General features: G+C 59.0%; 28 protein-coding genes. 10 read left to right on the top strand and 18 right to left on the bottom strand.

Features of this window, described 5'->3' with window-relative positions:
- Positions 1-680, bottom strand: a 680-nt coding sequence (locus tag AO065_RS18150; protein WP_155737750.1) for a pyridoxal-phosphate dependent enzyme, incomplete at its 3' end; no start/stop codon positions are given.
- Positions 681-825: 145 nt separating this feature from the next.
- On the opposite strand from AO065_RS18150, the gene rpiA reads away from it, so the two are divergent.
- A complete protein-coding gene (gene rpiA, locus AO065_RS18145) occupies positions 826-1497 on the top strand; it encodes a ribose-5-phosphate isomerase RpiA (RefSeq protein WP_004882823.1) in 672 nt (223 codons plus the stop codon).
- Between the two features lie 70 nt (positions 1498-1567).
- On the opposite strand, the gene AO065_RS18140 is transcribed toward rpiA, so the two are convergent.
- The 4 genes from AO065_RS18140 to AO065_RS18125 form a co-directional block, all read right to left on the bottom strand.
- On the bottom strand, positions 1568-2476 hold the full coding sequence (locus AO065_RS18140) for an SdiA-regulated domain-containing protein (RefSeq protein WP_004882824.1): 909 nt from the start codon (positions 2474-2476) through the stop codon (positions 1568-1570).
- A gap of 109 nt (positions 2477-2585) precedes the next feature.
- Positions 2586-3518, bottom strand: coding sequence for an SdiA-regulated domain-containing protein (locus AO065_RS18135; protein WP_004882825.1), 933 nt, complete (start codon positions 3516-3518; stop codon positions 2586-2588).
- A gap of 180 nt (positions 3519-3698) precedes the next feature.
- Complete coding sequence (locus AO065_RS18130) at positions 3699-4364, bottom strand: fumarylacetoacetate hydrolase family protein (RefSeq protein ID WP_004882826.1); 666 nt, start codon at positions 4362-4364, stop codon at positions 3699-3701.
- A gap of 72 nt (positions 4365-4436) precedes the next feature.
- Complete coding sequence (locus AO065_RS18125) at positions 4437-5831, bottom strand: FAD-binding oxidoreductase (protein WP_004882827.1); 1395 nt, start codon at positions 5829-5831, stop codon at positions 4437-4439.
- A 161-nt stretch (positions 5832-5992) separates the two neighbouring features.
- Here AO065_RS18125 and serA point away from each other — a divergent pair, with 161 nt between their 5' ends.
- Positions 5993-7222: a phosphoglycerate dehydrogenase gene (gene serA / locus AO065_RS18120; RefSeq protein WP_004882828.1), complete on the top strand. Its 1230-nt coding sequence runs from the start codon at positions 5993-5995 to the stop codon at positions 7220-7222.
- A gap of 58 nt (positions 7223-7280) precedes the next feature.
- On the opposite strand, the gene AO065_RS18115 is transcribed toward serA, so the two are convergent.
- The 3 genes from AO065_RS18115 to gabT all read right to left on the bottom strand — a co-directional run bounded on the left by AO065_RS18115 (position 7281) and on the right by gabT (position 9857).
- The gene (locus AO065_RS18115; RefSeq protein ID WP_002555947.1) at positions 7281-7769 is read right to left on the bottom strand and encodes an Lrp/AsnC family transcriptional regulator; all 489 of its coding nucleotides are present in this window, start codon (positions 7767-7769) and stop codon (positions 7281-7283) included.
- A 47-nt stretch (positions 7770-7816) separates the two neighbouring features.
- Positions 7817-8473, bottom strand: a complete 657-nt coding sequence (locus AO065_RS18110) for an HAD family hydrolase (protein WP_004882829.1) — start codon at positions 8471-8473, stop codon at positions 7817-7819.
- A gap of 79 nt (positions 8474-8552) precedes the next feature.
- Complete coding sequence (gene gabT, locus AO065_RS18105) at positions 8553-9857, bottom strand: 4-aminobutyrate--2-oxoglutarate transaminase (RefSeq protein WP_004882830.1); 1305 nt, start codon at positions 9855-9857, stop codon at positions 8553-8555.
- Positions 9858-10139: 282 nt separating this feature from the next.
- On the opposite strand from gabT, the gene AO065_RS18100 reads away from it, so the two are divergent.
- From AO065_RS18100 to AO065_RS18090, 3 genes are all read left to right on the top strand, one after another.
- Positions 10140-11069, top strand: coding sequence for a 2-hydroxyacid dehydrogenase (locus AO065_RS18100; protein WP_004882831.1), 930 nt, complete (start codon positions 10140-10142; stop codon positions 11067-11069).
- Positions 11070-11145: 76 nt separating this feature from the next.
- Complete coding sequence (locus AO065_RS18095) at positions 11146-11790, top strand: TetR/AcrR family transcriptional regulator (RefSeq protein ID WP_004882832.1); 645 nt, start codon at positions 11146-11148, stop codon at positions 11788-11790.
- A gap of 358 nt (positions 11791-12148) precedes the next feature.
- Complete coding sequence (locus tag AO065_RS18090) at positions 12149-13477, top strand: delta-60 repeat domain-containing protein (protein ID WP_004882833.1); 1329 nt, start codon at positions 12149-12151, stop codon at positions 13475-13477.
- Positions 13478-13608: 131 nt separating this feature from the next.
- Here AO065_RS18090 and AO065_RS18085 read toward each other — a convergent pair whose 3' ends face one another.
- The 6 genes from AO065_RS18085 to AO065_RS18060 form a co-directional block, all read right to left on the bottom strand.
- A complete protein-coding gene (locus tag AO065_RS18085) occupies positions 13609-13824 on the bottom strand; it encodes a TOBE domain-containing protein (protein ID WP_002555770.1) in 216 nt (71 codons plus the stop codon).
- A gap of 27 nt (positions 13825-13851) precedes the next feature.
- Entirely contained in the window at positions 13852-14664 is an 813-nt protein-coding gene (gene ssuB, locus AO065_RS18080; RefSeq protein ID WP_004882834.1) for an aliphatic sulfonates ABC transporter ATP-binding protein, read from the bottom strand.
- The gene (gene ssuC / locus AO065_RS18075; RefSeq protein ID WP_004882835.1) at positions 14661-15458 is read right to left on the bottom strand and encodes an aliphatic sulfonate ABC transporter permease SsuC; all 798 of its coding nucleotides are present in this window, start codon (positions 15456-15458) and stop codon (positions 14661-14663) included. Before ssuC ends, ssuB begins: the two co-directional genes overlap by 4 nt.
- Before the next feature lie 28 nt (positions 15459-15486).
- Complete coding sequence (locus AO065_RS18070) at positions 15487-16452, bottom strand: sulfonate ABC transporter substrate-binding protein (protein WP_004882836.1); 966 nt, start codon at positions 16450-16452, stop codon at positions 15487-15489.
- Between the two features lie 611 nt (positions 16453-17063).
- On the bottom strand, positions 17064-17702 hold the full coding sequence (locus tag AO065_RS18065) for a peroxiredoxin (RefSeq protein ID WP_004883116.1): 639 nt from the start codon (positions 17700-17702) through the stop codon (positions 17064-17066).
- A 169-nt stretch (positions 17703-17871) separates the two neighbouring features.
- Positions 17872-19218 carry an OprD family porin gene (locus AO065_RS18060; RefSeq protein WP_004883115.1) on the bottom strand — a complete coding sequence of 449 codons (1347 nt, stop codon included), beginning with the start codon at positions 19216-19218 and terminating at the stop codon, positions 17872-17874.
- 778 nt (positions 19219-19996) lie between these two features.
- Between AO065_RS18060 and tauA the strand changes: the two genes are divergently transcribed.
- From tauA to tauC, 3 genes are read left to right on the top strand one after another with little or no spacing between them, the layout of a single operon-like run.
- Complete coding sequence (gene tauA / locus AO065_RS18055) at positions 19997-20974, top strand: taurine ABC transporter substrate-binding protein (protein WP_004883113.1); 978 nt, start codon at positions 19997-19999, stop codon at positions 20972-20974.
- Between the two features lie 24 nt (positions 20975-20998).
- Positions 20999-21784, top strand: a complete 786-nt coding sequence (tauB, locus tag AO065_RS18050) for a taurine ABC transporter ATP-binding subunit (protein ID WP_004883111.1) — start codon at positions 20999-21001, stop codon at positions 21782-21784.
- Entirely contained in the window at positions 21781-22611 is an 831-nt protein-coding gene (gene tauC, locus AO065_RS18045) for a taurine ABC transporter permease TauC (protein WP_004883109.1), read from the top strand. The genes tauB and tauC overlap by 4 nt, the downstream gene beginning before the upstream one ends.
- 278 nt (positions 22612-22889) lie before the next feature.
- Here tauC and AO065_RS18040 read toward each other — a convergent pair whose 3' ends face one another.
- On the bottom strand, positions 22890-23330 hold the full coding sequence (locus tag AO065_RS18040; RefSeq protein WP_004883107.1) for a hypothetical protein: 441 nt from the start codon (positions 23328-23330) through the stop codon (positions 22890-22892).
- Between AO065_RS18040 and trmL the strand changes: the two genes are divergently transcribed.
- Positions 23329-23784, top strand: coding sequence for a tRNA (uridine(34)/cytosine(34)/5-carboxymethylaminomethyluridine(34)-2'-O)-methyltransferase TrmL (gene trmL / locus AO065_RS18035; protein WP_004883105.1), 456 nt, complete (start codon positions 23329-23331; stop codon positions 23782-23784). The two genes, AO065_RS18040 and trmL, sit on opposite strands and share 2 nt — an antisense overlap.
- A gap of 169 nt (positions 23785-23953) precedes the next feature.
- Here trmL and secB read toward each other — a convergent pair whose 3' ends face one another.
- From secB to AO065_RS18020, 3 genes are read right to left on the bottom strand one after another with little or no spacing between them, the layout of a single operon-like run.
- Positions 23954-24445: a protein-export chaperone SecB gene (gene secB, locus AO065_RS18030; protein ID WP_004883102.1), complete on the bottom strand. Its 492-nt coding sequence runs from the start codon at positions 24443-24445 to the stop codon at positions 23954-23956.
- 38 nt (positions 24446-24483) lie between these two features.
- Positions 24484-24735 (bottom strand): glutaredoxin 3, encoded by a 252-nt coding sequence (gene grxC / locus AO065_RS18025; protein WP_004883100.1) that lies wholly within the window; start codon positions 24733-24735, stop codon positions 24484-24486.
- 2 nt (positions 24736-24737) lie between these two features.
- Positions 24738-25151, bottom strand: coding sequence for a rhodanese-like domain-containing protein (locus AO065_RS18020; RefSeq protein ID WP_004883098.1), 414 nt, complete (start codon positions 25149-25151; stop codon positions 24738-24740).
- Between the two features lie 145 nt (positions 25152-25296).
- Here AO065_RS18020 and gpmI point away from each other — a divergent pair, with 145 nt between their 5' ends.
- On the top strand, positions 25297-26829 hold the full coding sequence (gene gpmI / locus AO065_RS18015; RefSeq protein WP_004883096.1) for a 2,3-bisphosphoglycerate-independent phosphoglycerate mutase: 1533 nt from the start codon (positions 25297-25299) through the stop codon (positions 26827-26829).
- Positions 26830-26839: the final 10 nt, after the last annotated feature.

Genomic DNA, 26839 nt, shown 5'->3' with positions numbered 1-26839 from the left:
AGCCCGACCTGACTGAGCACCACGCGCTCACCTGCGGCCATGGCGGCTTGCAGGCAGTTGGAATCGTCCGGTTCGACGCCGATCACCTTGATCTCGGGCCGCAAATACTTCACGTAGGCCGCAATCCCCGCGATCAGTCCACCGCCGCCCACCGGCACGAAGATCGCGTCCAGTAGGCCCGGCTGCTGACGCAGGATTTCCATGGCCACCGTGCCTTGACCGGCAATGGTGTCGGGGTCGTCATAGGGATGGATGTACACAAAACCCTGCTCGTCGACCAGCTTCAGCGAATACGCCAGCGCTTCGGGAAACGAATCGCCATGCAGCACCACGGTCGCCCCGCGGGAGCGCACGCCTTCGACCTTGATTTCAGGCGTGGTGCGCGGCATCACGATCGTCGCCTTGATGCCCAGCTCCCGCGCCGCCAGCGCCAGCCCTTGCGCATGGTTGCCCGCCGAGGCCGTGACCACACCACGCGCCGCGTCTTCAGCGGTCAGTTGCGCCAGCTTGTTGTAAGCGCCACGAATCTTGAACGAGAACACCGGCTGCAGGTCTTCGCGCTTGAGCAGCACCTGATTGCCGAGCCGTTCGGAGAGTTGACGGGCGCCGTGCAGCGGCGTCTCGATGGCGACGTCGTAGACGCGGGAAGTGAGGATTTTCTTGACGTACTGTTCAAGCATCGGGACGACATCACTGGCGGAAAGGGCAAGACCGGCAAGTCTACCCCGCAGTCCGATGCACGACCATACGAATGACGGGGCTTTACGCCGCGCTCGCCGCTATAATGCGGGCCCTTTTGCACACCTCTGGCACCGTGGAGCCCGCATGACCCAGGATCAACTCAAACAGGCAGTCGCCCAGGCAGCTGTCGATTTCATCCTTCCGAAGCTCGACGACAAGAGCATTGTGGGCGTCGGCACCGGCTCCACGGCCAACTGCTTCATCGACGCGCTGGCCAAACACAAGGCCGCCTTCGACGGCGCCGTCGCCAGCTCCGAAGCCACCGCTGCGCGCCTCAAGGGCCACGGCATTCCGGTGTATGAGCTCAACACGGTCAGCGATCTGGAGTTCTACATCGACGGCGCGGACGAGAGCGACGAGCACCTGAACCTGATCAAGGGCGGCGGCGCAGCCCTGACCCGCGAGAAGATCGTGGCGGCTGTCGCCAAGACCTTCATCTGCATCGCAGACGGCAGCAAGCTGGTGCCCGTGCTGGGCGCTTTCCCGCTGCCGGTTGAAGTCATCCCGATGGCGCGCAGCCATGTGGCGCGCCAACTGGTCAAGCTGGGCGGCGACCCGGTCTACCGTGAAGGCGTGCTGACCGACAACGGCAACATCATTCTCGATGTGCACAACATGAGCATCACCAATCCGGTGGAGCTGGAAGCACAGATCAACGCCATCGTCGGCGTGGTCACCAACGGCCTGTTCGCTGCACGTCCGGCTGATCTGCTGTTGCTGGGCACGGCTGAAGGCGTGAAAACCCTGACCCGCTAAGTGTCACGGCTTGAAGAAGTGCCCACCTTGCGTGGGCACTTTTGTTTCAACTGGCTAACGTTTCGCAGGGTTATGGCTTGCGAAACACATAGAACAGGTTCGGCTCGCTCACCAGATACAGCACTTCATCGTCGTCCATGGCCACGCCTTCGGCCTGGGGCACGGTCTTGCTCAGGCCCATCTGCCCCTTCTTCAGCGAGCTGCTGCCAATCGGACGACCATCGATATCCAGTTCGACGATCTGCCTGGACTCATCGGAAAGTGCCAGCAGGTGACCGCTGTTCTGATCGAACTGCAGGCTGGAAAGATCGCGCACGAACAGACCGGCATCGCGTTTGCTGTCGGAAATCACCTGAAGATTGCTTGGGCCGTCTGCATTCGTCTTGGGGAAGCCGCGCACCTCGATGATCTGCACCGGATCACGCTCGCGGGCGACAAACAGACGCTCACGGTGCCGGTCATAGGCCAGACCTTCATAGCCCTTGTTGCCGCCCGCGTTGAGCCCCAGCGTCAGTTGTTCGGCATTGGCCGCATCCACCGACTGGGTGCTGTCATCGATGTGCACCTTGATCAAGCGCTGCTGGCGCTCGTCGCTGATCACGTACACGCCAGGACTGATGTACTCGACGGCTTCCGCATCACCGAAACCGATCAACTTGATGCGTCGCAGGATGCGCCCATCAAGGCTAAGCTCGACCATTTCGGCGTTCTGGTTGGTCACCGTGAACAGACTTTTGCGATCAGGATCGTAGCTCAGGCCCGAAACATCGTCTGTCAGCCCGTCGATAACCTGCCCTTCGATCACGGCGCGGTATTGATCAAGACCAATGGCTTCCTGCGAATCGGACTGCCAGAACATCTGCCAATCGAACTGAGCACGCTCCACGAAACGGTATCGCTGGTTGGCGATGGAAAACAGCACGACGATCAACGGCACGAGGATGACAAGCAGGAGCAAAGAGCGGGTAGAGCGACGCATTGGGGTGACTCGAAAAGGTTGAGCGGGCGGCATTGATAGCACGCCATTCTGAAAACAAGCTTAATGGCGTAGTGCTACTTTTTTACCAAGTATGTGTCGCCGTCCTGGCTCAGTGCTTGCGAAACGAATAGAACAGGTTCGGTTCGCTCACCATGTACAACGTTCCTGCCTCATCCAGCGCAACGCCTTCAGCACGCGGAATCGTTTCTTTCAGGCCATTCATGCCACCCAGCAAGGTCATGAAGCTGACCTGTTCGCCCTGCTCGTCCACTTCCAGCAGCAGATGCGAGTCCGCCGACAGCGCCAGCATGTGACCGGTGCGCGGGTCGATACTCAACGACGACAGGTTGCGCATGTCCAGCGAACGGCTTGGCAGTTTCTGCTTATCGCCCTTGAGTACGTCACTGCCGTCGCTTGCCCAGGTAAACAGCGCTGCGGGCCGTTCTTCGCCCAGAATCAACTGTTGGCGACGCGGATCCCAGGCGATGCCTTCGAAACCCTTGTTCTGGTTGTCGGATTTGCCCAGATCGTATTTCGGGAAGTCCTCGATGTTCAGCGTCGTGGTCTCTGCCGTGACCTTGACGATGGTCAGTTGATGCTGACGCTCGTCGGTGATGGCGATCAGTCCGTCGTTCATCACTGCCACGCCCTCTGGATTGCTCCAGCCGACCAGCGGGATCTTGCGCAGCACATCACCCGTAAGCGTCAGCTCGACCAGAAAGGCGTTCTTGCCCATAACGGCGAACAGGGTCTTGGTGATCGGGTTATAAGACAGGTCCGACGCCTCGTCCGTTTCCATGCCGGGCAACGCTTTGGCATCGATCTCTACATGGTAGTCCGGCAACCAGATGCTTGCGCTGCGGCCCGCCTTGTTCTCGAAACTTTCCTGAACCCAGAGCACCGCACGATCATCCCAGTGCATCGCAAAGGCCAGGCCGTAGCCCATGATGACCGCCAGCAACAGCCACGAATACCAGCGCAGGCTCCGAATGAAGGCAAAGCGTTTCTTGGAGGCAGGCAATGTTTGGGCAGGAAGGGGCATTCAAGGTGTTCCCGAGCAGAGGTAACGTCGACAGGGCTTATCGCCCTTGAAGGGCCGGCAGGATTATCCAGAACAGGTGTGAAAAAAACGCAAATCGGAATGAACTATTACCCAGGGGACAAACAAAAGCCACCCGGACGTTGATCACGGATGGCCTTTGGTGAGCGGTTTTCGAAACGCTTAGCGAACGACGCTCTCGAACGGCGTCTGACCGCCCAGTTCAAGGACGATCTCATCGCCAGCTTCGAATGGCCCCACGCCCGCTGGCGTGCCGGTCATGATGATATCGCCGGCCTGCAGGGAGAAGTTGGCCGCCATGTGCTGGATCATCGGCACGATCGGGTTGAGCATCAGGCTGCTGTTGCCGTCCTGAACGACCTTGCCGTTGATAGTCAGGCGAATGCCGATGTCGGTCAGGTCCGGAAAGGTCTCGGCCGGCACGAACGGTGCGATGACCGCAGCCCCGTCGAAGCACTTGGCCAGTTCCCACGGCAGGCCCTTCTCACGCAGACGCGACTGCACGTCACGCAGGGTCAGGTCCAGGCCTGGTGCAAAACCAGCGATGGCGTCCAGCACTTCTTCACGGGAAGGATTTTTGGTCAGCGGCTTGCCGATCAGCACAACGATTTCGGCTTCGTAATGCACCGAACCACGGTCGGCCGGAATGGTGAAACCGCCTTCCAGCGCAACCACGGCGCTGCCCGGCTTCATGAAGATCAACGGCTCGGTAGGAACCGGGTTGCCCAGCTCTTTGGCGTGCTCAGCGTAATTGCGACCGATACACACCACTTTGCCCAGCGGAAAGTGGATATTCGTTCCATCGACATATTTGTGCTGGTAGCTCATGACGTCTCCTGAGTCTGATAAAGGCGGTTTTTATAAGGTTTTATAACGCGTTGTGAAACGTTACGACAGTCGTCAAACAGCGAATATCTTGCCGGGGTTCATGATGCCGTTCGGATCGAAGATCGCTTTCATGGCTTTCATGTACTCGATTTCGACCGGCGAGCGACTGTAGGTCAGATAATCGCGCTTGGTCATACCCACGCCGTGCTCGGCGGAAATCGAGCCGTTGTATTTCTCGACCGTCTCGAACACCCACTTGTTGACGCGGGCGCATTTGATGAAGAACTCGTCCTTGTCGAGGTTTTCCGGCTTGAGGATATTCAGGTGCAGGTTGCCGTCGCCGATATGGCCATACCAGAGCACATCGAAGTCGGGGTAGTGTTCGCCAACAATGGCGTCAATTTCAGCCAGAAACTGTGGCACTTTCGAGACAGTGACAGAGATGTCGTTCTTGTAGGGCGTGAAGTGCGAGATGGTTTCGGAGATGTACTCGCGCAGCTTCCACAGATTGCGCAACTGCTGCTCGCTCTGGCTCATCACGCCATCCAGCACCCAGCCCTGTTCGACGCAGTGTTCGAAGGTCGCCAGCGCCTGGTTGGCCAGGTCCTCGGTGGTGGCTTCGAATTCCAGCAGCACGTAGAACGGACATGGCGTATCGAACGGCGAAGGCACGTCACCCCGCGCCATGACCCGGGCGAAGGATTTGTCGGAGAAGAATTCAAAGGCCGTCAGGTCGAGCTTGCCGTGGAAGGCGTGCAGCACCGGCATGATCGAATTGAAGTCGGTGGTGCCGAGCACCATGGCGGTCAGGTTTCGCGGGGCACGGTCCAGACGCATGGTGGCTTCGACCACGAACCCCAGCGTGCCCTCGGCGCCGATGAACAACTGGCGAAGATCGTAACCGGTGGCGTTCTTGATCAGATCCTTGTTCAGCTCCAGCAGATCGCCCTTGCCGGTCACGACCTTGAGGCCCGCGACCCAGTTGCGGGTCATGCCGTAGCGAATGACCTTGATCCCGCCCGCATTGGTGCCGATGTTGCCGCCAATCTGGCTGGAGCCTGACGAGGCGAAGTCGACCGGGTAATACAGCCCGTTTTCTTCAGCCGTCGTCTGCAATTGCCGGGTGATCACGCCCGGCTGGCAGACGGCCGTGCGATCCGTCAGGTTGAGGTCCAGAATCCGGTTCATGTAGTCGAACGAAACCACCACCTCGCCATTGGCCGCCACCGCAGCGGCCGAGAGACCGGTTCTGCCGCCCGAAGGCACCAGCGCGACCAGACGCTCGTTGGCCCAGCGCACGATGGCCTGCACCTGTTCGATGGTCTTGGGAAACACGATGGCCAGCGGGGCCGGGGTGAATTGTTTGGTCCAGTCCTTGCCGTAAGTCTGCAGGGAATCCTCGTCGATCAGCACTTTGCCGGGGTCAACCAGGGTCTTGAGCTCATCAATCAAAGCGGGATGGGTCATGGACTCAACTCTCGAACAATTCATGGGCATCCTGAGAACGGTTCACGTTCAAGAATGGGGTTTCGCGGGGGGCTTATGCTAGCATACGCCCCCCGTGAACAGCGCCTGACGCCGTTTCGGCCACCCCCTGCCAATTTTCTCCGGGACACAGGTTTACGCAGATGAGCAAGACTTCCCTCGACAAGAGCAAGATCAAGTTCCTTCTTCTCGAAGGCGTCCATCAATCCGCCGTCGACGTCCTCAAGGCAGCCGGTTACACCAGCATCGAGTACCACACCAAGTCTCTGCCGGAAGCCGAGCTGAAGGAAAAGATCGCCGACGCTCATTTCATCGGTATCCGCTCCCGCACCCAACTGACCGAAGAAATGTTCGATTGCGCCAAGAAACTGGTCGCGGTCGGCTGCTTCTGCATCGGCACCAACCAGGTTGACCTGGGCGCTGCCCGTGAACGCGGTATCGCAGTGTTCAACGCGCCGTACTCCAATACCCGTTCGGTTGCCGAACTGGTACTGGCCGAGGCCATCCTGCTGCTGCGCGGCATTCCCGAGAAGAATGCGTCCTGCCACCGTGGTGGCTGGATCAAGAGCGCTGCCAACTCGTTCGAAATCCGTGGCAAGAAGCTGGGCATCATCGGCTACGGCTCGATCGGTACGCAGTTGTCGGTTCTGGCTGAAAGCCTGGGCATGCAGGTGTTCTTCTTCGACCCGCTGACCAAGCTGCCACTGGGCAACGCAACCCAGGTCACCAGCCTGAACGAACTGCTGGGTCTGGCCGACATCGTTTCCCTGCACGTGCCTGAGCTGCCGTCCACCCAGTGGATGATCGGCGAGAAGGAAATCCGTGCCATGAAGAAAGGCGCGATCCTGATCAACGCGGCACGCGGCACCGTGGTCGAACTGGACGCCCTCGCTGACGCGATCAAGGACAAGCACCTGATCGGCGCGGCCATCGACGTATTCCCGGTCGAGCCGCGCTCGAACGACGACATCTTCGAAAGCCCGCTGCGTGGCCTGGACAACGTGATTCTGACCCCGCACATCGGTGGTTCCACTGCCGAAGCGCAGGCCAACATCGGTCTGGAAGTGGCAGAAAAGCTGGTCAAGTACAGCGACAACGGCACCTCGGTGTCCTCGGTCAACTTCCCCGAAGTGGCACTGCCCGCTCATCCTGGCAAGCACCGCCTGCTGCACATCCACGAAAACATCCCGGGCGTGCTCAGCGAGATCAACAAGGTCTTCGCCGAGAACGGCATCAACATCTCCGGTCAGTTCCTGCAGACCAACGAGAAAGTCGGTTACGTGGTGATCGACGTCGACGCCGAATACTCGGATCTGGCGCAAGAGAAGCTGCAGCACATCAAAGGCACCATCCGCAGCCGCGTTCTGTTCTGATAGCCCTGCTGCATTGAAAAAGGAGACCTTCGGGTCTCCTTTTTTTGTGGGTCGGTTGTCAGTGGCGCAGCAGTTTGCGCAACGGCACGCCGTCTTTCATGACCGGGGATTTGATGACGATGTAGCTGAAGTATTTGGAGATGCCGATGTTCTTGTCCAGCAGCTCTTCGATCACTTCCTGATAGTGCTGGATGCTGCGGGTCATGAAGCGCACCAGATAGTCGTAGCCGCCGCTGATCAAGTGACACTCCAGCACTTCGTCCACGTGGCGAATGTTGGCTTCGAACTTGGCGAAGTCTTCGCGCTTGTGATCGCTGAGGGAGATTTCCGTGAACACCGTGACCGACTCGGTGATTTTTGCGAGATTCAGGTGCGCCTTGTAGCTGGAGATGTAACCCGCCGACTCCAGGCGCTTGACGCGTTGCAGGCAGGGGCTCGCGGAAAGCCCGACGGCGTCGGCAAGGCTGACGTTGGTCATGCGCCCGTCTTTCTGGAGTTCTACCAGGATATTGATATCAATCCGATCCAGTTTGACCAAGCCTTCCATTACCTACCTCGTGTTGTGCCGTTCACAGTGCCTACCTTCTAGCAAAATCAGCGCCGTAAGGACAGCTGATGCTGAGCGACCAGATCGGCCATGCTGTTGATACAGATGTCTGCCGGACATGGCTGGCTGTGTTGCGCACGGCTTCTGCGGATCAGACAGAGACCGCCGCTGCCCAACGCGGTGGCGGGCGGGCGCGACACCACCAGGGTTTCGGCAGGGTCCAGGTCCATCCCGGCAAGCCATTGCGGATCGTCCAAAGGGTGAGTCGTCAGTGACAGCAGACTGTCGGGCTCAAGCCCCAGCCGCTCGCAGAGCAAAGCCCGGTCCTGAAGATCACGGTCGGCGTAGACCAGCAGTCGGTAGAACTTGCGCAGATAGAGCATGGCGCCGGGTGCGTCTTCGAACAGCGTCCAGTTGGGTACCGAACGGGCGAAGCTCATGCCCTCCTCCCAACTGGTCTTGATGCCCAGCCGCTCGGCCAGCTGGCGATGGGCAAAACACAACAGGCCACTGAAACCCAGTTCGTCAAAACGTGGATAGAGCGTGGCGATGACCGCGTTGAATTCGGTCAGCACAGCATCGCGGTCCGGCGCGGACATGGCGTTGTCCAGCAGCGGCTGCAAGGCGGTCCACACCCCGGAGTCGCGATCCACCAGAACTTCATCACAATCGATCAGCAGTGCGCGGTAATCAATAAGCCCCATGGCAGGCAACGTCTCCTTTCCAACAGTGAACCACGGCGCCCGGTCGCAGCGTCTTGCAACGTCATGACCGGGCCTGGGCTCAGTTGGATTTCAATACTCGTGCCAGCGCGGCGTCGAGGATGGTCAGTGCTTCGTCAATCTGCTGCTCGGTGGTCACCAGCGGTGCCAGGAAGCGCAACACGTTGCGGTACACGCCGCACTTGATCACCAGCAGTCCGCCGATGCGTGCCTGATCGATGATCTTCGAGTTGAGGTCAGCGTCGGGGCTACGCTGGGCGTCATCCTTGACCATTTCCATGGCCAGCATGAAACCGGTGCCGCGCACGTCGCCGATGCAGCTGTAACGCTCTTTCAGCTTGAGCAGTCCGGCACGCAGGTGCTGACCCAGTTGCTCGCCACGCGCCAGCAGATGTTCCTGTTCATAGGTGTCGATGACTGCCAATGCGGCGGCGCAAGACAGCGCATTACCGCCGTAGGTGCCGCCCAGACCGCCCGGAAGCGGTGCGTCCATGATCTCGGCGCGACCGACCACACCCGACAAAGGCATGCCGCCCGCCAGGCTCTTGGCGACAGTGACCAGATCCGGCTGGATCCCGGCGTGCTCGAAACCGAACCACTTGCCGGTACGACCGAAACCGGTCTGGATTTCGTCCAGAATCAACACGATGCCGTGCTGCTCGGTCAGCGCCCGCAGCGCCTTCAGAAACTCGACCGGCGCGGTCAGAAAACCACCGTCGCCCTGCACAGGCTCGATGAGAATGGCCGCCACGCGGTCAGGCGCAACCTGGGTCGCCAGCAATTCATGCAGCGCAGCCAACGCCATTTCGCTGGTGACACCGCGGTACTCATTCGGATAAGGGGTGTGAAACACTTCGGGCGCCATCGGCCCGAAGTTCTGCTTGTAAGGCTGGCTCATGCCGGTCAGCGTGGTGCCGAGCAGCGTGCGACCGTGAAAGCCGCCTCGGAATGAGATGATCGCCGGGCGATTGGTGTGAGCGCGGGCGATCTTCACCGCGTTTTCCACCGCTTCGGCACCGGACGTGAAGAACACGGCCTTGTGATCGATGCCGCTCTGACCTGCGACCAGTAGGCTCAAACGCTTGGCCAGATCCACATAAGGCTGGTAGGACGCCACCTGAAAACAGGCATGGGTCACTTTTTCCAACTGACCCTGAATGGCCTTCACGACGTTCGGGTGATTGTGACCGATGTTCAATACGCCGATGCCACCCACGAAGTCCAGGTAACGTTTGCCGTCGACGTCCCACATCTCGGAACCCTGCGCACGGTCGATGACCAGCGGGTGGGCCGTGACAATGCCGCGCGGCACGAACTGATCGCGCTGACGGAGCAGATGAGGTGTTTCGTCGACTTTGCTGTTCATGGTTTTACCTATAGTGAGCCAGGCAACCGGCGGGTGGCTGCGATGCTGTTCAGGTTAAGCGTTCGGCGAAACGATCTACGCCGAACTTGGCCCCTCAGAAGTCCATATCGACTGTTTTTCACGTCGCAAACGGCAGATTCCTTCACGGTCTCGAAGGCCCGGTTAATCTGCCGCAAAACGCTCTTTTTCAGCGCGCACAGCGCTTGAGGACGGGCCTTTCAACAGATCGTGCTTCACCGTTGCGGCAAGATGGAGACCCCCTCTAATCCTCAGGAAAAGCCCATGCCCGCCTTTCTCTACAAAGCCGATCCTGCACGCGCCGAACGCTGGCGAGTGCTGTTCGCCGAGCACGCGCCAGACATCGAATGGCGGGAATGGCCGAACATCGGTAACCCCGAGGACGTTCATTATCTGGGCGCCTGGCTGGCACCGGATGATCTGCAGGAAGTACTGCCAAACCTGAAGGTGTTGTTCGCCCTGTCGGCAGGGGTCGATCAACTGGACCTGAGCCGCATCCCGAAATCGCTGCCGGTCGCGCGCCTGCTCGATCCGGGCATCAGCCGGGGCATGTGCGAATACGCGACGTTTGCGGTACTGAGTCTGCACCGCGACATGCTGCGCTATCGGCAACAACAGGTAGAAGGACGCTGGAAATCGCATCCATTGACCCCTGCTCATAAACGTCGAGTGGGTGTCATGGGGCTGGGCCTGCAGGCGCAGCAGATTCTGTCGAGCCTCAAGCCATTCGGTTTCGAGCTGTCAGGCTGGGCACGAAGCGAGCATCACATCGAGGGCGTGAAATGCCATGCCGGTGAAGAACAGCTCCCGGCCTTTCTGGGCCAATGCGACATTCTGCTGTGCGTGCTGCCGTTGACCGGGCAAACCGAAGGCATCCTCAATCGCACGCTGTTCGAGCAACTGCCGCAAGGCGCTGCGCTGATCAACATGGGGCGCGGTGGGCATCTGGTGGAAAACGATCTGCTGGCGGCGCTGGACAGCGGCCAGCTCAGCGCGGCGGTACTGGACGTGATGCAACAGGAGCCCGCGCCTGCGGATCACCCGTTCTGGACGCATCCGAATATCCTGCTGACACCGCACGTTGCGGCCATGACCCAGCCGGAAAGCGCATTTCCCGGACTGCTGGACAATATTCGGCGCTTCGAACGCGGCGAGGTCATGAACGGACAGGTGGATCGCGGCCAGGGTTACTAGCTGCAAGCCGCTTCGCTTGCCGACAGCCGTGACGGGTTTGTCTTACAATAGCGCTCGTTCAACCGAGAGCCTCGTCATGACCCGCACTGTCGCCCCGCGCAAACCCCGAGCACGCAGCCAGGCCAGAATCGACTCGATTCTGGACGCGGCACGCACGCTGCTGGCGTCGGAAGGCGTGGCCAGCCTGTCGATCTACAGCGTGGCGGAGCGCGCAGGTATTCCTCCGTCGTCGGTCTATCACTTCTTCGCCAGCGTGCCTGCTCTGCTTGAAGCGCTGACGGCAGACATTCACGCGGCGTTCCGGGCCTCCCTGCAGGCACCCATTGAACATGATTCGCTCGACAGCTGGCGCGACCTGTCCCGCGTGGTCGAGATGCGCATGCTGGACATCTACAATGCCGACGCCGCAGCCCGTCAGTTGATCCTGGCCCAACACGGTCTGACCGAAATCAACCAGGCCGACCGCCAGCACGACATCGAACTGGGCCACCTGATGCTCGACGTGTTCAACCGCCACTTCCACCTGCCCGCGCTGCCGGATGACGTGGATGTGTTCGCTCTGGCCATGGAACTGGGCGACCGCGTGTACGCCCGTTCGGTGCAACTGCACGGCGAGATCACGCCGCGCATGGCGGTGGAAGGGATGCGGGTGTTTGATGCGTATGTGGGGTTGTATCTGCCGCCTTTTCTGGTGAAAAGAAGTGTTCCAGTGATTGGCTGACAACGATCCTGGTTGCCATTGGCAGATCATCCACAGCCCATCAACTCAGGAAGGCACTTCTGACGACGATGCAATTCAGCGCGTCGTAGCGATACCAGCAGGGCACTCCGTGCGCAGAGAGTTCTACGTATAGCCAGCCGGAAGGAACAGATCCCGGCATCCTGCAAAACGGGCAGGAGCAATACCTGACAAAACTGCTAGCCCGGCTGCTCAAGTCGACCAACCGCCGCTTCGCGCAAGATCAAGAGGCGCACACTGGACAGCGTGGCGTTTCGATGATTGCCTGGCGAAGGCAATGTCTTTCAAAAACCATGGATGACCACGTCAATACAACCACTCTTTATGATGAGGGAACATCATGAACCATCAAGACAAGCAATCTACAGGCCCCGTGCTGGACACTGCGTTCGGTGAAGGTGGTATAGCCAGACTGAATGTTCTGGAGACCGGCGTCGTGCATACAGTCGAACAACGCGCGGACGGAAAAATCATTTCATGCGTTGCCGACAACTCTCGCTGCGGCCTCAACTGCCTTTCTGACACTGGAGAACTGGACGTGTCGTACGGAGATTCAGGCTATGCAGTGCCGGAATTTGATGCGTCGAACTTTGCCTGGACTTTCAATCAGGTCATCAGGTTGCCAGATGAAAAAGATCTGTTGTGTCCTGTGTCTCATGGAGCCAATGCACTGGGTCTGGCACGCATTGCCGGATCTGGCAAACTGGATACAACGTTCGGCGGTAATCACAACGGGTTTATTGTTCAATACCTGCCCTTGGAATCCCAAGGAAAAGCGGGCTCTGGAAGCAAGCCAGTCAGACCCGATCCGCGCGTCGAACAGGAAGCAGGTGTTCTTCACGCCGCCATGTCTCAACATGCGGCTGCGTGCATTTCAAAACATCAGGCAGATTCAAGCGTTATCGTCTGCGCGACCCTTCAAAACCTCCCCGATGCCTATGTGCTGAAATACACCGTTCAAGGAGCGCTGGACGCATCATTCGGACAGGGAGGCGTCACCACCATCAAGCATGCATCACCCGTTGGGCTTGTAGCCTTGAGAAATCAACTGACATTGAAGGACGGCAAACTTCTCATATGGGGATCAATGCAGGAGCCTGCTGAGGGTGAAACAGGCTTCATCGCTCGTCTGAATGCAGATGGCTCAGTTGACACCGGCTATGGCGCAGCGGGCTACTTGATGTTCGATCCCGCAGCAGATGAAGACGCGACAGTGCGTCATATCGTCAATCTACGGCCTGATAACGATGGCGGCTACTGGGGCTTTGGCAATGCGTCCCCGACTGGTTCAACGCGCTATCAGGGAGCCTTATTCAAACTGAACGCGGATGCACTTCCAGACAGTCAATTCAATGGCGGCCGTCCACTGTTCTGTACAATCAGTGATTCGGCAACCCTGCTGTACGACATCGAAATTGATTCGCTCAATCGGCTCATTATCGGCGGTGGTTTTTGGCAGGGCCCCAATAACGGTGCGGGATTTATCGCACGCCGGCTGCCTGATGGCTCTGCGGATACGTCTTTTACCGACTCTGGATGGGCCAAGTCAGGAATGGGGCAACAGGATCGAGTTACTTCACTGAAGCTACAGGAAGATGGAGCATTGCTGGTAGGCGGCAATGTAGATATCTATCGCCCCGTTGTGGCCCGATTTACACTGCCTTCCTGAGCATTGCCCCGTCCCTACTCGTTTGCCTTGCAAGCGGGGCGAGAGGACGTCGATAAATAGCTCAAACTGCTGAGCACAATGATAAAACCCCGAAGGGTCTTCACCGTTCGGGGTCGGGTGTTTACGCCTGTTCACAGTTTGGCGATCGACACCTCGGTGGATTTGACGAAGGCAATCACTTCGCTGCCCACGACCAGTTCCAGTTCCTTGACCGAGCGGGTGGTGATCACCGACGTCACGACGCCGGAAGCGGTCTGTACATCGATTTCGGACAACACGTCGCCGTGGACGATTTCCTTGATGGTGCCCTTGAACTGGTTGCGAACGTTGATGGCTTTGATAGTCATGGCAGGTCTTCCTTTGGGTGATCGGAGTTAAGTAGCCCAACGCAGTTGCGTGGGCAAGGGTGAAGAAGGTTCAGGCTCAGGCGGCGAGCCGGGAATGGCCAGCACCTGATTGAGGACTTGGGTTTCAAGCGCCGCGAGACGATGCGAGCCTCGCGCTCGAGGACGTGGCAGATCGACCAGCAGGTCGAGGCCGATACGGCCTTCTTCGATCAGGATCACGCGGTCGGCAATGGCAACGGCTTCGCTGACATCGTGCGTCACCAGCAGCACAGTGAAGCCATGCTGGTGCCAGAGTTTTTCGATCAGTTGCTGCATTTCGATGCGCGTCAACGCATCCAGCGCACCCAGCGGTTCGTCGAGCAGCAGAAGGCGGGGCTTGTGAATCAAGGCCCGTGCCAGAGCGACGCGCTGCTTCTGACCACCGGACAAGGCGGCGGGCCATTCATTGGCGCGCTCAGCCAGACCGACTGCATCCAACGCTTCGAGCGCCTGTCCGCGCCAATCGCCCGTCAGGCCAAGGCCGACGTTGTCGATGATCTTTTTCCACGGCAGCAGACGTGCTTCCTGGAACATCAGGCGCGTGTCTTCGCGGGCATCGCCAAGCGGTGCGGAGCCTGCAAGCAGCGCGCCTTGAGTCGGGCTGTCGAGCCCGGCCAGCAGGCGCAGCAAGGTGCTTTTGCCGCAGCCGCTGCGACCGACGACGGCCACGAATTGCCCGGCCGGAATGTGCAGGTCGATGTCCTTGAGCACTTCACGCGAGCCGAACGCCTTCTTGATGTTCTGAATCGCCAGTGGAATGCCGCGCAGCAGGTGTGCCGGTTGTTGTTTCAGATTGCTCATGCGGCACCGCCTTTGCTGACTTGATAGGCCGGGTGCCAGCGCAGGCAGACCCGTTCCAGCCCCCGCGCCGCCAGATCCGCGAGTTTGCCGAGCACGGCGTACAGCACGATGGCCAGCACCACGATGTCGGTTTGCAGAAACTCACGGGCGTTCATCGCCAGATAGCCAATGCCGGAGCTGGCCGAGATGGTTTCAGCCACGATCAACGTCAGCCACATGAAGCCCAGCGCGAAGCGCACGCCGACCAGAATCGAAGGCATGGCGCCTGGCAGGATCACATGGCGAAACAGGCTGAAGCCGGACAGGCCATAGCTGCGCGACATTTCCACCAGCGCCGGGTCGATGTTGCGAATACCGTGATAGGTGTTCAGGTAGATCGGGAACAGCGTGCCCAGCGCCACCAGAAATATCTTGGCGGTTTCATCGATGCCGAACCACAGGATCACCAGCGGGATGAGCGCAAGGTGCGGCACGTTGCGGATCATCTGCACCGAGCTGTCCAGCAGGCGTTCGCCCCACTTGCTCAGGCCGGTGATGAAGCCCAGCGCAAGACCGATACCGCCGCCGATCACAAAACCCAGACCTGCACGCCAACCGCTGATGGCCAGGTGTGTCCAGATTTCACCGCTGGAAACCAGCGTCACGCCCGCTTCGATAACCGCGCTGGGGGCAGGCAAAATGCGCGTGGATAACCAGCCGGCGCTGACCGACAGCTGCCAGACCGCCAGCAGCAGAACGGGTAACGCCCAGGGCGCCAGCCGGTGAATGAGGCGTTGCGAAGCACTGAGGCTCATGGAGTGGTCTCCTCGAAGGGCCTGTGGATCACTGTGCTTGAGCAACAGCAGCCGGTGGCGACCAGACCACATCAGCAATGCTGAGCGGCTTGGGGATCAATTTGAGCTGGAAGAAGGTGTCGGCAATCTTCTGCTGGGCAGCAACCACGGGCGGGGTGATGAACAGCGCCCCATAGCCTTGACGCTTGACCGAGGTCAGCGTGATATCGGCGGGCAGCCCCAGCAGCGGCGCAACCTGTTTGGTCACTTCCTCGGGATTGGCCTTGGACCACTCACCCACCGCACGCACTTCTTCGATCAGCGCCTGAATCACCTTCGGGTTTTTCTGCGCATAGGGTTTGGTCGCGAGATAGAACTGATGGTTGTCGACGATGCCGGAACCGTCTCTCAGGGTGCGTGCCTGCAATTGTTTCTCGGCAGCGGCCTGGTACGGGTCCCAGATGACCCAGGCGTCGACACTGCCACGCTCGAAAGCGGCACGGGCGTCGGCGGGCGGCAGGAATACGGTCTGGATATCGGAATACTTCAGACCTGCGTCTTCCAGCGCGCGAACCAGCAGGTAATGCACGTTGGAGCCTTTGTTAAGGACGACTTTCTTGCCCTTGAGGTCCTTGACCGAGGTGATCGGAGAATCCTTGGGTACCAGAATCGCCTCGCTGGTCGGAGCTGGCGGTTCGTAGGCCACGTAGAGCAGATCGGCACCGGCCGCCTGCGCGAATACCGGAGGGGTTTCTCCGGTGACGCCGAAGTCGATCGAGCCAACGTTCAGGCCTTCGAGCAATTGCGGTCCGCCGGGGAACTCCGTCCACTGCACCTTCACGCCCTGCTCGGCCAGACGCTTCTCGAGCGAGCCCTTGGCCTTGAGCAACACCAGCGTGCCGTACTTTTGATAGCCGATACGCAGGTCCTCGGCCTGAGCCTGGCTCAAGGCACCTAACGTGAATGCTGCAGCCAACAGAGCGGCCAGACCTCGACGCAAAATGACAGTGCGCATGGCGCGCTCCTTTACCGGGTATTGGGTGGCGGGGACCGCCGGAATGAAGGAGACAGTAACAGTGATTTTTTATATCTATAAATCTTATTTATTCATTTGGTTATTCCATATGGAGATATACAGGCCGTCGCTTTGAACCCATCATGAATCTGGAGGTGCCGTGTCGCTTCAAGGTCGGACGCGGAGCGTCCTGAGCGGCGTTACCACGAGGAGCGTAGGAACGATCAGCGTGATCTGAAGCAAGCCGATCATGCCCATGCTTGTGCTCAGCGTTATACCCGAGTCTTGCTGCGACCACGGACTGTGGGAGGCGGCTTGCCGGCGATGCTTTTTCTGAAGCGACCTATCAGTGACTGAACGGACGCCATCGTCGGCAAGCCGCCTCCCACGGGGTATGCATTCAGTCAGTCACTTTCGTTTTGCCCCCCGTTTTGCGCGTTTTGCGGACTTGTGTATAACGATGAGTGCTCCGCGTGGGTATGCAGCCCGTGACGCTCCGCGTCACATTTCCAAGTGAACACAGGGGCAACGAACATGACTGTCCTCAAAAACCGCGCATAAAAAAGGGCCGATACATCGGCCCGAATACCCCACGCTTGGTGAATCGTAAATCAGCGGTTCGGCTGAGGCGTCAGGCGCAGATAAGGCGTGACGGCCGTGTAGCCCTTGGGAAAGCGCTGCTTGATCTCTTCCTCGTCCTTGATCGAAGGCACGATCACTACGTCCTCACCATCCACCCAGTTGGCGGGCGTGGCGACCTTGTAGTTGTCGGTCAATTGCAGGGAGTCGATGACCCGCAGAATCTCGTGGAAATTACGCCCGGTGCTGGCGGGATACGTAATGGTCAGGCGTACCTTTTTGTTCGGATCGATCACGAACAGCGAGCGCACGGTGAGGGTGTCGCTGGCATTGGGATGAATCAGGTCATACAGGTCGGACACCTTGCGGTCCGCGTCAGCCAGGATCGGAAAATTGACCTGGGTGTTCTGCGTGGTGTTGATGTCGTCGATCCATTTGACGTGCGAGTCCACCGGATCCACCGACAGCGCAATGGCCTTGACGCCGCGCCTGGCAAACTCGTCTTTCAATTTGGCCGTGAAACCCAGCTCAGTGGTGCAGACCGGCGTGAAGTCTGCGGGATGGGAAAACAACACACCCCAGCTGTCGCCCAGCCACTCATGAAAGCGTATACGGCCTTCGCTGGAGTCCTGTTCGAAGTCGGGGGCGATATCGCCAAGTCGCAGTGTCATGGTGTGGCTCCTGTCTTGTTCGATTGAGTCTTTCAGTCAAGACCACTCTGCCTGTCGCTGAAGCAAATTAAAAAGAATGGATATCGCTTTGATTAGATCGATAACGAATATCAAAAAACAGGCAAAAGAAACCCCGCACGGGGCGGGGTTCCTTTGACACTCAGTACACTTACATGAAGTTGTAGGTGTAGTTGAAGATGATGCGGGTCTGATCAGTATTTTCCGAGTTATTCAGACCGTCTTCGGCGCGATAGCTACCGTGACGCACGGTAGTACCAAAACCTTTCAACGGACCGCTCTGGACTACGTAGTCAACGCGCATGTCGCGTTCCCACTCAGAGTAGTCGTTGTTACGAGTAGCGAGGGTGTTACCACGAATGTCATCAGCGTGGAGGTAAGCGATCGCTGCTTTCAAGCCAGGAACACCGACCTTAGCGAAGTCGAACGAGTACTGACCGAACGTGGTGTTTTCACCAGCGCGGTTGAAGCCATTGACCATCGAGTCGGTGAACAGGTAGAAGCTGGAACCGCCGTTGCCTTCCGCACGGCCGCGGCTGTCAGTCACGCTGCCTTGGCCCAGGTAAACCATACCGCCATCATCGCCTACCTGCTGGTGACCAACCATGAACGAGTGACCGCCCAAGGCGTAGGTGAACATGGCAGACCAGGTCTGGTTGTCCACTTCACCGGCATTCTTGGCGTAACCGTTGTTGTTGTTGAAGCGATAGCCAGCAGTGCCCTGGCTGTTCTTGCCATCTGAACTGCTGTTGAAATAGCGAAGGTCAGTCTTGAAAGACTGGTTTTCGTCGATCTGGTAGAGGTGAACCAGACCCAGGAAGTGTTGCTTGTAGAAGTCTTCCAGGTTTGCGTAGTAGTACTGCAGGGTCAGGTCTTTGGTAACTTTCCAGTCTGCACCGGCGAAACGGAATTCGTCGCTGGTCTGGGAAGCGCCAGCAATGGACAGGTCAGTCCAGTTGCTTGATGCACGGCCGATGGACTGGCTCAGTTGACCGCCAGTGAACGTAACGTTGTCCAGATCCTTGGAGGTCAGGATGCCGCCCTGAAATGCCTGCGGCAGCAAACGACCGTCGTTGCTCACAAGGATTGGCAGGTTAGGGGCCAGAGCGTTACCGATCTTCAGCTCTGTCTTCGAGAAGCGTGCCTTGACGTTTGCGCCCGCACGGGACCACGAACTAACAGCCGAACCGTCCGTGTCGCTAGGAACGATGGTGCTGTTGTTCGGGTGGTGACCGCGACCGCCATCCAGGTGTACGCCAACCACTGCCTGAGCGTCCAGACCAAAACCAACAGTCCCTTGAGTGAAGCCCGACAGATAGTCGAATTTCAGGCCGGTGGCCGTTTCGCGGTTATCGTTGGTGCCTTCGCGAAAATCGTTGTTGAAATACAGAGTACGAGAACTAACGGACGCTTTACTGTCTTCGATGAAACCAGCTGCACCGGCCTGTTGCGCCAATACACCAACGGTTACGGCCAGGGCCAGGGTGGACTTCTTCATTGCAACGCTCCTCGTGAATCTAATTTTTTATTTCCACGGTGCCGGGCATTTTTGCCCTGACCCATGGATTCGCGCAGGTGACAGGCCCGACCTTGAGGTCAATGGTTTCTGTGCACCCCGACTGCATGACTAGACCGCGCATGTCGGTGGCTGGACGGTAGTGAAAACCCTGAAGAACAGAAAGGAATCAATTAACCCCAATCAATAACTTTTCGGCATATGTCACAACTCGTGTCAATCACGACGTCACGGAGTGTATCGACCTAATTCGCTAATTCACAAAATATATTTTGCTACCGCTCGTCAGATCGTTCTGTTTCGTGCAACCAAATGGCCAGTTCAAGACCCGCCGGTCACGCCCAACCTAAAGAAAGCCTTTAGCCATCTCAGCTAAAACCCTTGTAGATCGGGAGCTTCGGAGAGAATAGGGATCAAATGTTACAGTTGTCATCACTGCGCAGACGCACGCTCCCCCGCCTCAAATTTTTTTTGAAGAATGGTTTTTCAGGTCATTAAAAGGTCGGTTTTGCCTCGTGAACCACTCCCCACAGGGGCGCATGCGTGAACAAATCGCCCGTTTTACTGTCCTGCGCCAGCGATGTGAGCCAGTTGGCAGATGCAGAATAGACGTGAATGTGCGGATTGCCCGTTTTGCATTCTCAAAAAAGAGACAAAACCGTTTCTAAGCTAATGCTCAAACGTTATTTATTTAGCAATTCTTAGATCATTTAGGCTCCAGATCAGCCAATACCCGGCCCGCCTGATTCGGAGCAACCTCATGAAATTGCACTTCCCCTTGCGCCTGCTGACGGCGTTGTCGCTGACGGGCGCGGCTTGTATCGCTCAGGCGGCTGACTTTACCGTGGCTTACCAGACCACGGTTGACCCGGCCAAAGTCGCCCAGTCCGACAATGCCTATGAAAAAGCCACTGACTCGAAAATCGCATGGCGCAAGTTCGAGAATGGCGCTGACGTGATCACAGCGATTGCTTCCGGCGATGTACAGATCGGCTATCTGGGCTCTAGCCCGTTAACAGCAGCCGCCACCCGCAAGCTGCCGGTGGAGACGTTCCTGATCGCTACCCAGATCGGCGCCGCAGAAGCGTTGGTGGCGCGCAACGGGTCGGGAATCAATTCGCCGCAGGACCTGATCGGCAAGAAAATCGCCGTGCCGTTCGTGTCCACCGGGCACTACAGCCTGCTGGCCGCGCTCAAGCACTGGAAGATTGATCCCGCCAAGGTGACGATCCTGAATCTGGCGCCACCGGCTATTGCTGCGGCATGGAAGCGTGGCGACATTGACGCCACTTATGTCTGGGACCCGGCGCTGGGCGTCGCCAAGGAAACCGGCAAGGTACTTATTACGTCCGGCGAACTGGCCAAGGTCGGCGCACCGACCTTCGACGCCTGGATCGTGCGCAAGGACTTCGCTGCCAAGCACCCTGACGTGGTCAGCGCCTTCGCCAAGGTGACGCTCGACGCTTACGCCAGCTACCGCCAGGACCCGAATGCCTGGATCGCCAACGCGTCCAACATCGACAAACTGACCCGGCTTTCCGGTGCCAAGGCCGCAGACATCCCCGGCCTGCTGCAGGGCAACGTTTATCCGCTGGCCGCGGACCAGACCGCGCTGCTCGGTGCGCCCACCATCGAAGCCGCGACCAAAACCGCCGCCTTCCTCAAGGAGCAAGGCAAGGTCGACGCCGTGCTGCCTGATTACTCGCCTTACGTGACCGATAAATTCATCCCTCGCTGATCGACCCGGAAGGAGCAAAGGGCCATGGCCTTATTGAAGCTGGAGCGCATCGGCGCACGGTATCCCGGCGCAGCGCAGCCCGTGCTGACGGACATCAACCTGAGCCTTGGCCCCGAGCAATTGCTGGTAGCACTTGGGCCATCCGGCAGCGGCAAGACCTCGTTGCTGAACCTGATAGCAGGCTTCATCAAGCCCGCCACCGGACGCATCACGCTGGACGGCAAAGACGTTGAAGGGCCAGGCGCCGAACGCGGCGTCGTGTTTCAGGACGATGCCTTGCTGCCTTGGCAGGACGTGCTGGCCAACGTCGCTTTCGGCCTGGAGCTGGCTGGCATCGGTCGGGCCGAACGGGAAGCGAAGGGGCGGGACATGCTCGCGCTGGTGGACCTGAGCGGCTTTGAAAGACGGCGCATCTGGCAACTGTCCGGCGGACAACGCCAGCGTGTTGGTCTGGCACGGGCGATGGCCGCAGACCCCCGAGTGCTTTTGATGGACGAGCCGTTCGGCGCGCTGGATGCCTTTACCCGCGAAAGCATGCAGGAGCTTTTGCTGCAGGTCTGGCAACGCACGGCCAAACCGGTGTTCCTGATCACCCACGACATAGAAGAAGCGGTGTTTCTGGCCACAGACCTGATCCTGCTCGCGCCCAATCCGGGACGCATCGCCGAACACCTGCGCCTGGACTTCGGCCAACGTTACAGCGCTGGAGAGTCCGCACGGGCGATCAAATCCGATCCGCGCTTCATCGATACCCGCGAGCACGTGCTGGCCAGCGTATTCTCGCAACGCGCCCGAGAGCAGCAGGCATGAGCAGCTATGAACTGAGCAACCCGATCAAACCCGGTATTTCGGCACGCAGGCCGCGCTTATACCTGAGCACTCGCGCTATCAGCGTCGTGACCCTCGTGGTGCTGCTGACCCTGTGGTGGGCCGTGACTGCGGCAGAATGGATCGAGCCATTGTTTTTGCCGCCGCCCTCGGCCGTACTGGAAAAAGCCTGGCTGCTGCTGACCAAGGGCTACATGGATTCAACGCTCTGGCAGCATCTGGGCGCCAGCCTGCAACGTATCGGCCTGGGTCTGGGCGCAGCGATCCTGACGGCCATTCCGGTAGGAATTGCCATCGGCCACAACCGTATCGCGCAGGGCATTCTGGACCCGCTGATCGAGTTCTACCGCCCTATCCCGCCGCTGGCCTACCTGCCGCTGATCGTGATCTGGTTCGGTATCGGCGAGTTTTCCAAAGTGCTGCTGATTTATCTGGCGATCTTCGCGCCGATCGCGATTGCCACCGCAACCGGCGTGCGCACGGTCGATCCGGCCAGAGTGCGTGCCGCGCAATCGCTGGGCGCCACACGCTGGCAGCTGATTCGCCACGTCATCCTGCCCAGCGCGCTGCCGGACATTCTGACCGGCATTCGAATCGGGCTTGGCGTGGGCTGGTCGACACTGGTCGCCGCCGAACTCATCGCCGCTACCAGCGGGCTGGGGTTCATGGTGCAGTCGGCGGCGCAGTTTCTGGTCACCGATGTCGTGGTGTTGGGCATTCTGGTCATCGCCATCATCGCCTTCGCCATGGAGCTGAGCCTGCGGGCACTGCAACGCCGGCTGGTGCCTTGGCACGGGCAGCATCACTGATTCGGCAGGTTCTGGACACAAATTGCATCAGCTTGGTGTGGAGCACCGTTGTGATGCGCAAATTGGGTGCATAAATAGGGGCGGCGGGCTGCACGGCCGGAGCAGCTGAAAGACTCGGCGACCATTATCGAATTATTCAAAACCCGCCAAACGCTGGCTTTCGAGGGATTAACACCGGTTTTATCGCTTCTTTTTCAAAACTGGCACGCTGCCTGCAATAGATATTACATCACCAGTTTTGGGGACCTTGGTACAGGCAGGCCGGGGAATCCCCTCTTTTATTCCTCCCGGAGACTGACCTCCAGTCTCCAGCGCCCGTCCACCCTCTCAGTGCGCCAGTCGCCCTGAAGTGGACGGGCCGCCAGGAGCGTCAGCACCAACCCCTTCTCCCCTCGTTCCAGCTTCCAGCGCGCAACCTTGCTGTCGAATCGCAATTGGCCGCTCCACGGCCGTCCTGAAGCATCGAGCCTGAGCACTACTGCGCCGTCCACCGTGCGGCCCTCATAGCGGGGCTCTTCGTCGAACCACAGCGCCAGCCCCGTCGGCAGCTCTTCAATCTGCTCCAGTTCAACCGGCACAGGTTGCTGCAGGCGACCGATGATTGTGCCAATAGTGAAGCCGACAATGGCCATCGAACCAAGAACACGCGGCCATAGCTTCGGTCTGGGGTCCTCTTCAGGGGTAGAATGCATCCCGTCCTTTTGTTCGGAGCCGTGCATGTTTCACGTCATCCTTTTTCAACCAGAAATTCCGCCGAATACCGGCAATGTCATCAGACTGTGCGCCAACAGTGGCTGCACCCTGCATTTGATCGAACCGTTGGGTTTCGAGCTGGACGATAAACGCCTGCGCCGGGCGGGTCTCGACTATCACGAGTATGCCACGCTGCAGACGCACGCCGACCTGGCCAGTTGTCTGGAAAAGATCGGCAACCCACGGCTGTTCGCCTTCACCACCAAGGGCTCGCGACCGTTTCATGATGTCAGTTTCGAGCCGGGCGATGCGTTTCTGTTCGGTCCGGAAAGCCGGGGCCTGCCTGCCGATATTCTCGACTCGCTGAGCGGCGACCACCGCCTGCGCCTGCCCATGCGTGAAGGCTGCCGCAGCCTGAACCTGTCCAATACCGTCGCCGTGGCCGTTTACGAGGCGTGGCGGCAGCATGGGTTTGCGTAACTCCTCAGGCGGACGCGAAGCGTCCTGAGAGGCGTTACTACTCTGGAGCATGGGAACGATCCAAACACCGAACTGTGGGAGGCGGCAAGACGGCGCTGTGTCGGTCCACAGACATATGCCCCACAAAAAAGCGCCCCGAAAGGCGCTTTTTTACATTCAGCCGTAACGCTTACTGAACAGTCGGCGTTTCGCCGGCTTCCTGCATGCGTTGCAGTTCCTGTGCGTACAGCGCGTCGAAGTTCACCGGGGCCAGCATCAACGCAGGGAACGAACCGCGGACAACCAGGTTGTCGATGGCTTCGCGAGCGTAAGGGAACAGGATGTTCGGGCAGAATGCGCCCAGGGTGTGGCTCATCGAAGCGTCGTCCAAGCCCTTGATCAGGAAGATACCGGCCTGTTGCACTTCAACGATGAAGGCGACTTCATCACCGTTGTTGACGGTCACGGACAGGGTCAGCACCACTTCGTAGAAGTCGCCTTCCAGCGGCTTCTGACGGGTGTTGAGGTCGAGGCTGACAGTCGGTGTCCATTCCTGGCGGAAGATCGCCGGGCTTTTCGGTGCTTCGAAAGACAGGTCGCGAACATAGATACGCTGCAGGGAGAATTGCGGAGCGTTTTCTTCTTCGTTGGCCACGGCGCCGTTGTTCGGTTGATCGGTCATTTCGGATCCTTCTCAAATGGGGCGGTTAAATAGGGGAATCAGCCGAGCAGCGCATCGAGCTTGCCGGCGCGTTCCAGAGCGAACAGATCATCACAGCCGCCCACGTGGGTCGAGCCGATCCAGATCTGGGGTACCGAAGTACGACCGGCCTTTTTGGTCATCTCGGCACGAATCTGCGGCTTGCCATCGACCCTGATTTCCTCGAAGGCCACACTCTTGCTCTGCAACAACTGCTTGGCCCGTATGCAATACGGGCAGTAGTCGCTGGAATAGACGATGACTTGAGCCATTTTCATTTCACCAGTGGGAGATTGTCGCCGCGCCAGGTCGAGATACCGCCGGACAGCTTGGCCGCCTTGAAGCCGGTCTTGAGCAGCTCGCGGGCGGTGCTGCCAGCATGCTGCCCCATTGCATCGACGATGATCAACGTCTTGTCCTTGTATTTCTGCAGTTCTGCGGTGCGGGTCAGCACTTTGTCCTGCGGAAAGTTCAGGGAGCCGACGATGTGGCCGTTGGCGAAATCCTTCTTGGAGCGCACGTCGATGACCACGCCCTGGTCGCTGTTGACCAGTGCGGTCAGCTCGCGCGTGCTCAGGCTCGCGCCGCCTTTGCTCAGTTCGTAAGCGATCAGCAGTCCCAACAGAATGACGAAGGCACCGGTGATCAAATAGTGGTTAGTAGCGAATTCAAGCAGATGAGCAACCATCGGTAGGTTCCAGGGCGTTAAAATGTCGGCCAGTATACACAGCACCCAAGGTCGGCCAAAGTCCGTACGGCAGTGACGCCGTTTGAACTTGTCCTTAAAATGCCGATCCCTTGTTCTTTATTCCAACCAGCCTCGAGTGGGTTCTATGACTGCCACCCCAAAACCTCTGGTCCTTATCATCCTGGACGGCTTCGGACACAGCGAACACCGTGAAGGCAACGCTATCCTAGCTGCGAAGATGCCAGTCATGGATCGCCTCTACAAGACCATGCCCAACGGCCTGATTTCAGGCTCCGGCATGGATGTCGGTCTGCCGGACGGGCAGATGGGCAATTCTGAAGTCGGCCACATGAACCTGGGGGCCGGGCGCGTGGTGTATCAGGATTTCACTCGAGTGACCAAGGCGATTCGCGACGGCGAGTTCTTCGAGAACCCGACCATCTGCGCCGCCGTGGACAAGGCGGTTGCCGCGGGCAAGGCCGTACACATCATGGGCCTGCTGTCCGATGGCGGCGTTCACAGCCACCAGGACCACCTGGTCGCCATGGCCGAACTGGCCGTGAAACGTGGCGCCGAAAAGATCTACCTGCACGCGTTCCTCGATGGCCGCGACACGCCACCGCGCAGCGCGAAGAAATCCCTTGAGCTGATGGATGAAACCTTCGCCCGCCTAGGCAAGGGCCGCACCGCCACGATCGTCGGCCGCTATTTCGCCATGGACCGTGACAACCGTTGGGACCGCGTCTCCAGCGCTTACAACCTGATTGTCGACAGCGCCGCCGAATTCCACGCAGACAGCGGCGTGGCCGGGCTTGAAGCCGCCTACGCCCGTGATGAAAACGACGAGTTCGTCAAAGCCACGCGCATTGGTGAGCCGGCAAAAGTCGAAGACGGCGACGCCGTGGTGTTCATGAATTTCCGTGCCGACCGCGCCCGCGAGCTGACCCGCGTGTTCGTCGAAGACGATTTCAAGGACTTCGAGCGCGCCCGCCAGCCGAAGGTCAACTACGTGATGCTGACTCAGTACGCCGCCAGCATTCCTGCGCCGTCCGCGTTTGCCGCAGGCAGCCTGACGAATGTGCTGGGCGAATACCTGGCCAACAACGGCAAGACGCAACTGCGCATCGCCGAGACCGAGAAATACGCTCACGTGACCTTCTTCTTTTCCGGCGGTCGTGAAGAACCGTTCCCGGGCGAAGAGCGCATCCTGATTCCGTCGCCGAAAGTGGCCACCTACGACCTGCAGCCGGAAATGAGCGCGCCGGAAGTGACCGACAAAATCGTCGATGCCATCGAGCATCAGCGCTATGACGTGATCGTCGTCAACTACGCCAACGGCGACATGGTCGGCCACAGCGGCATTATGGAAGCAGCGATCAAGGCCGTTGAGTGCCTGGACGTCTGTGTCGGCCGCATCACTGAAGCGCTGGAAAAGGTCGGTGGCGAAGCACTGATCACTGCGGACCACGGCAACGTCGAGCAGATGACCGATGATCACACCGGTCAGGCTCACACCGCGCACACGTCCGAGCCCGTACCGTTCGTGTATGTCGGCAAACGCCAGTTGAAAGTCCGCGAGGGCGGTGTGCTGGCCGATGTCGCGCCAACCATGCTGCACCTGCTGGGCATGGAGAAACCGCAGGAAATGACGGGTCACTCGATCCTTGTGAACGAGTAATCGGCTAAAA

Source organism: Pseudomonas viridiflava (assembly GCF_001642795.1).
Lineage (GTDB): Bacteria > Pseudomonadota > Gammaproteobacteria > Pseudomonadales > Pseudomonadaceae > Aquipseudomonas > Aquipseudomonas viridiflava.
Note: the sequence above shows the minus strand (reverse complement) of the source record. Positions and strands in the feature narration are given on the sequence as shown.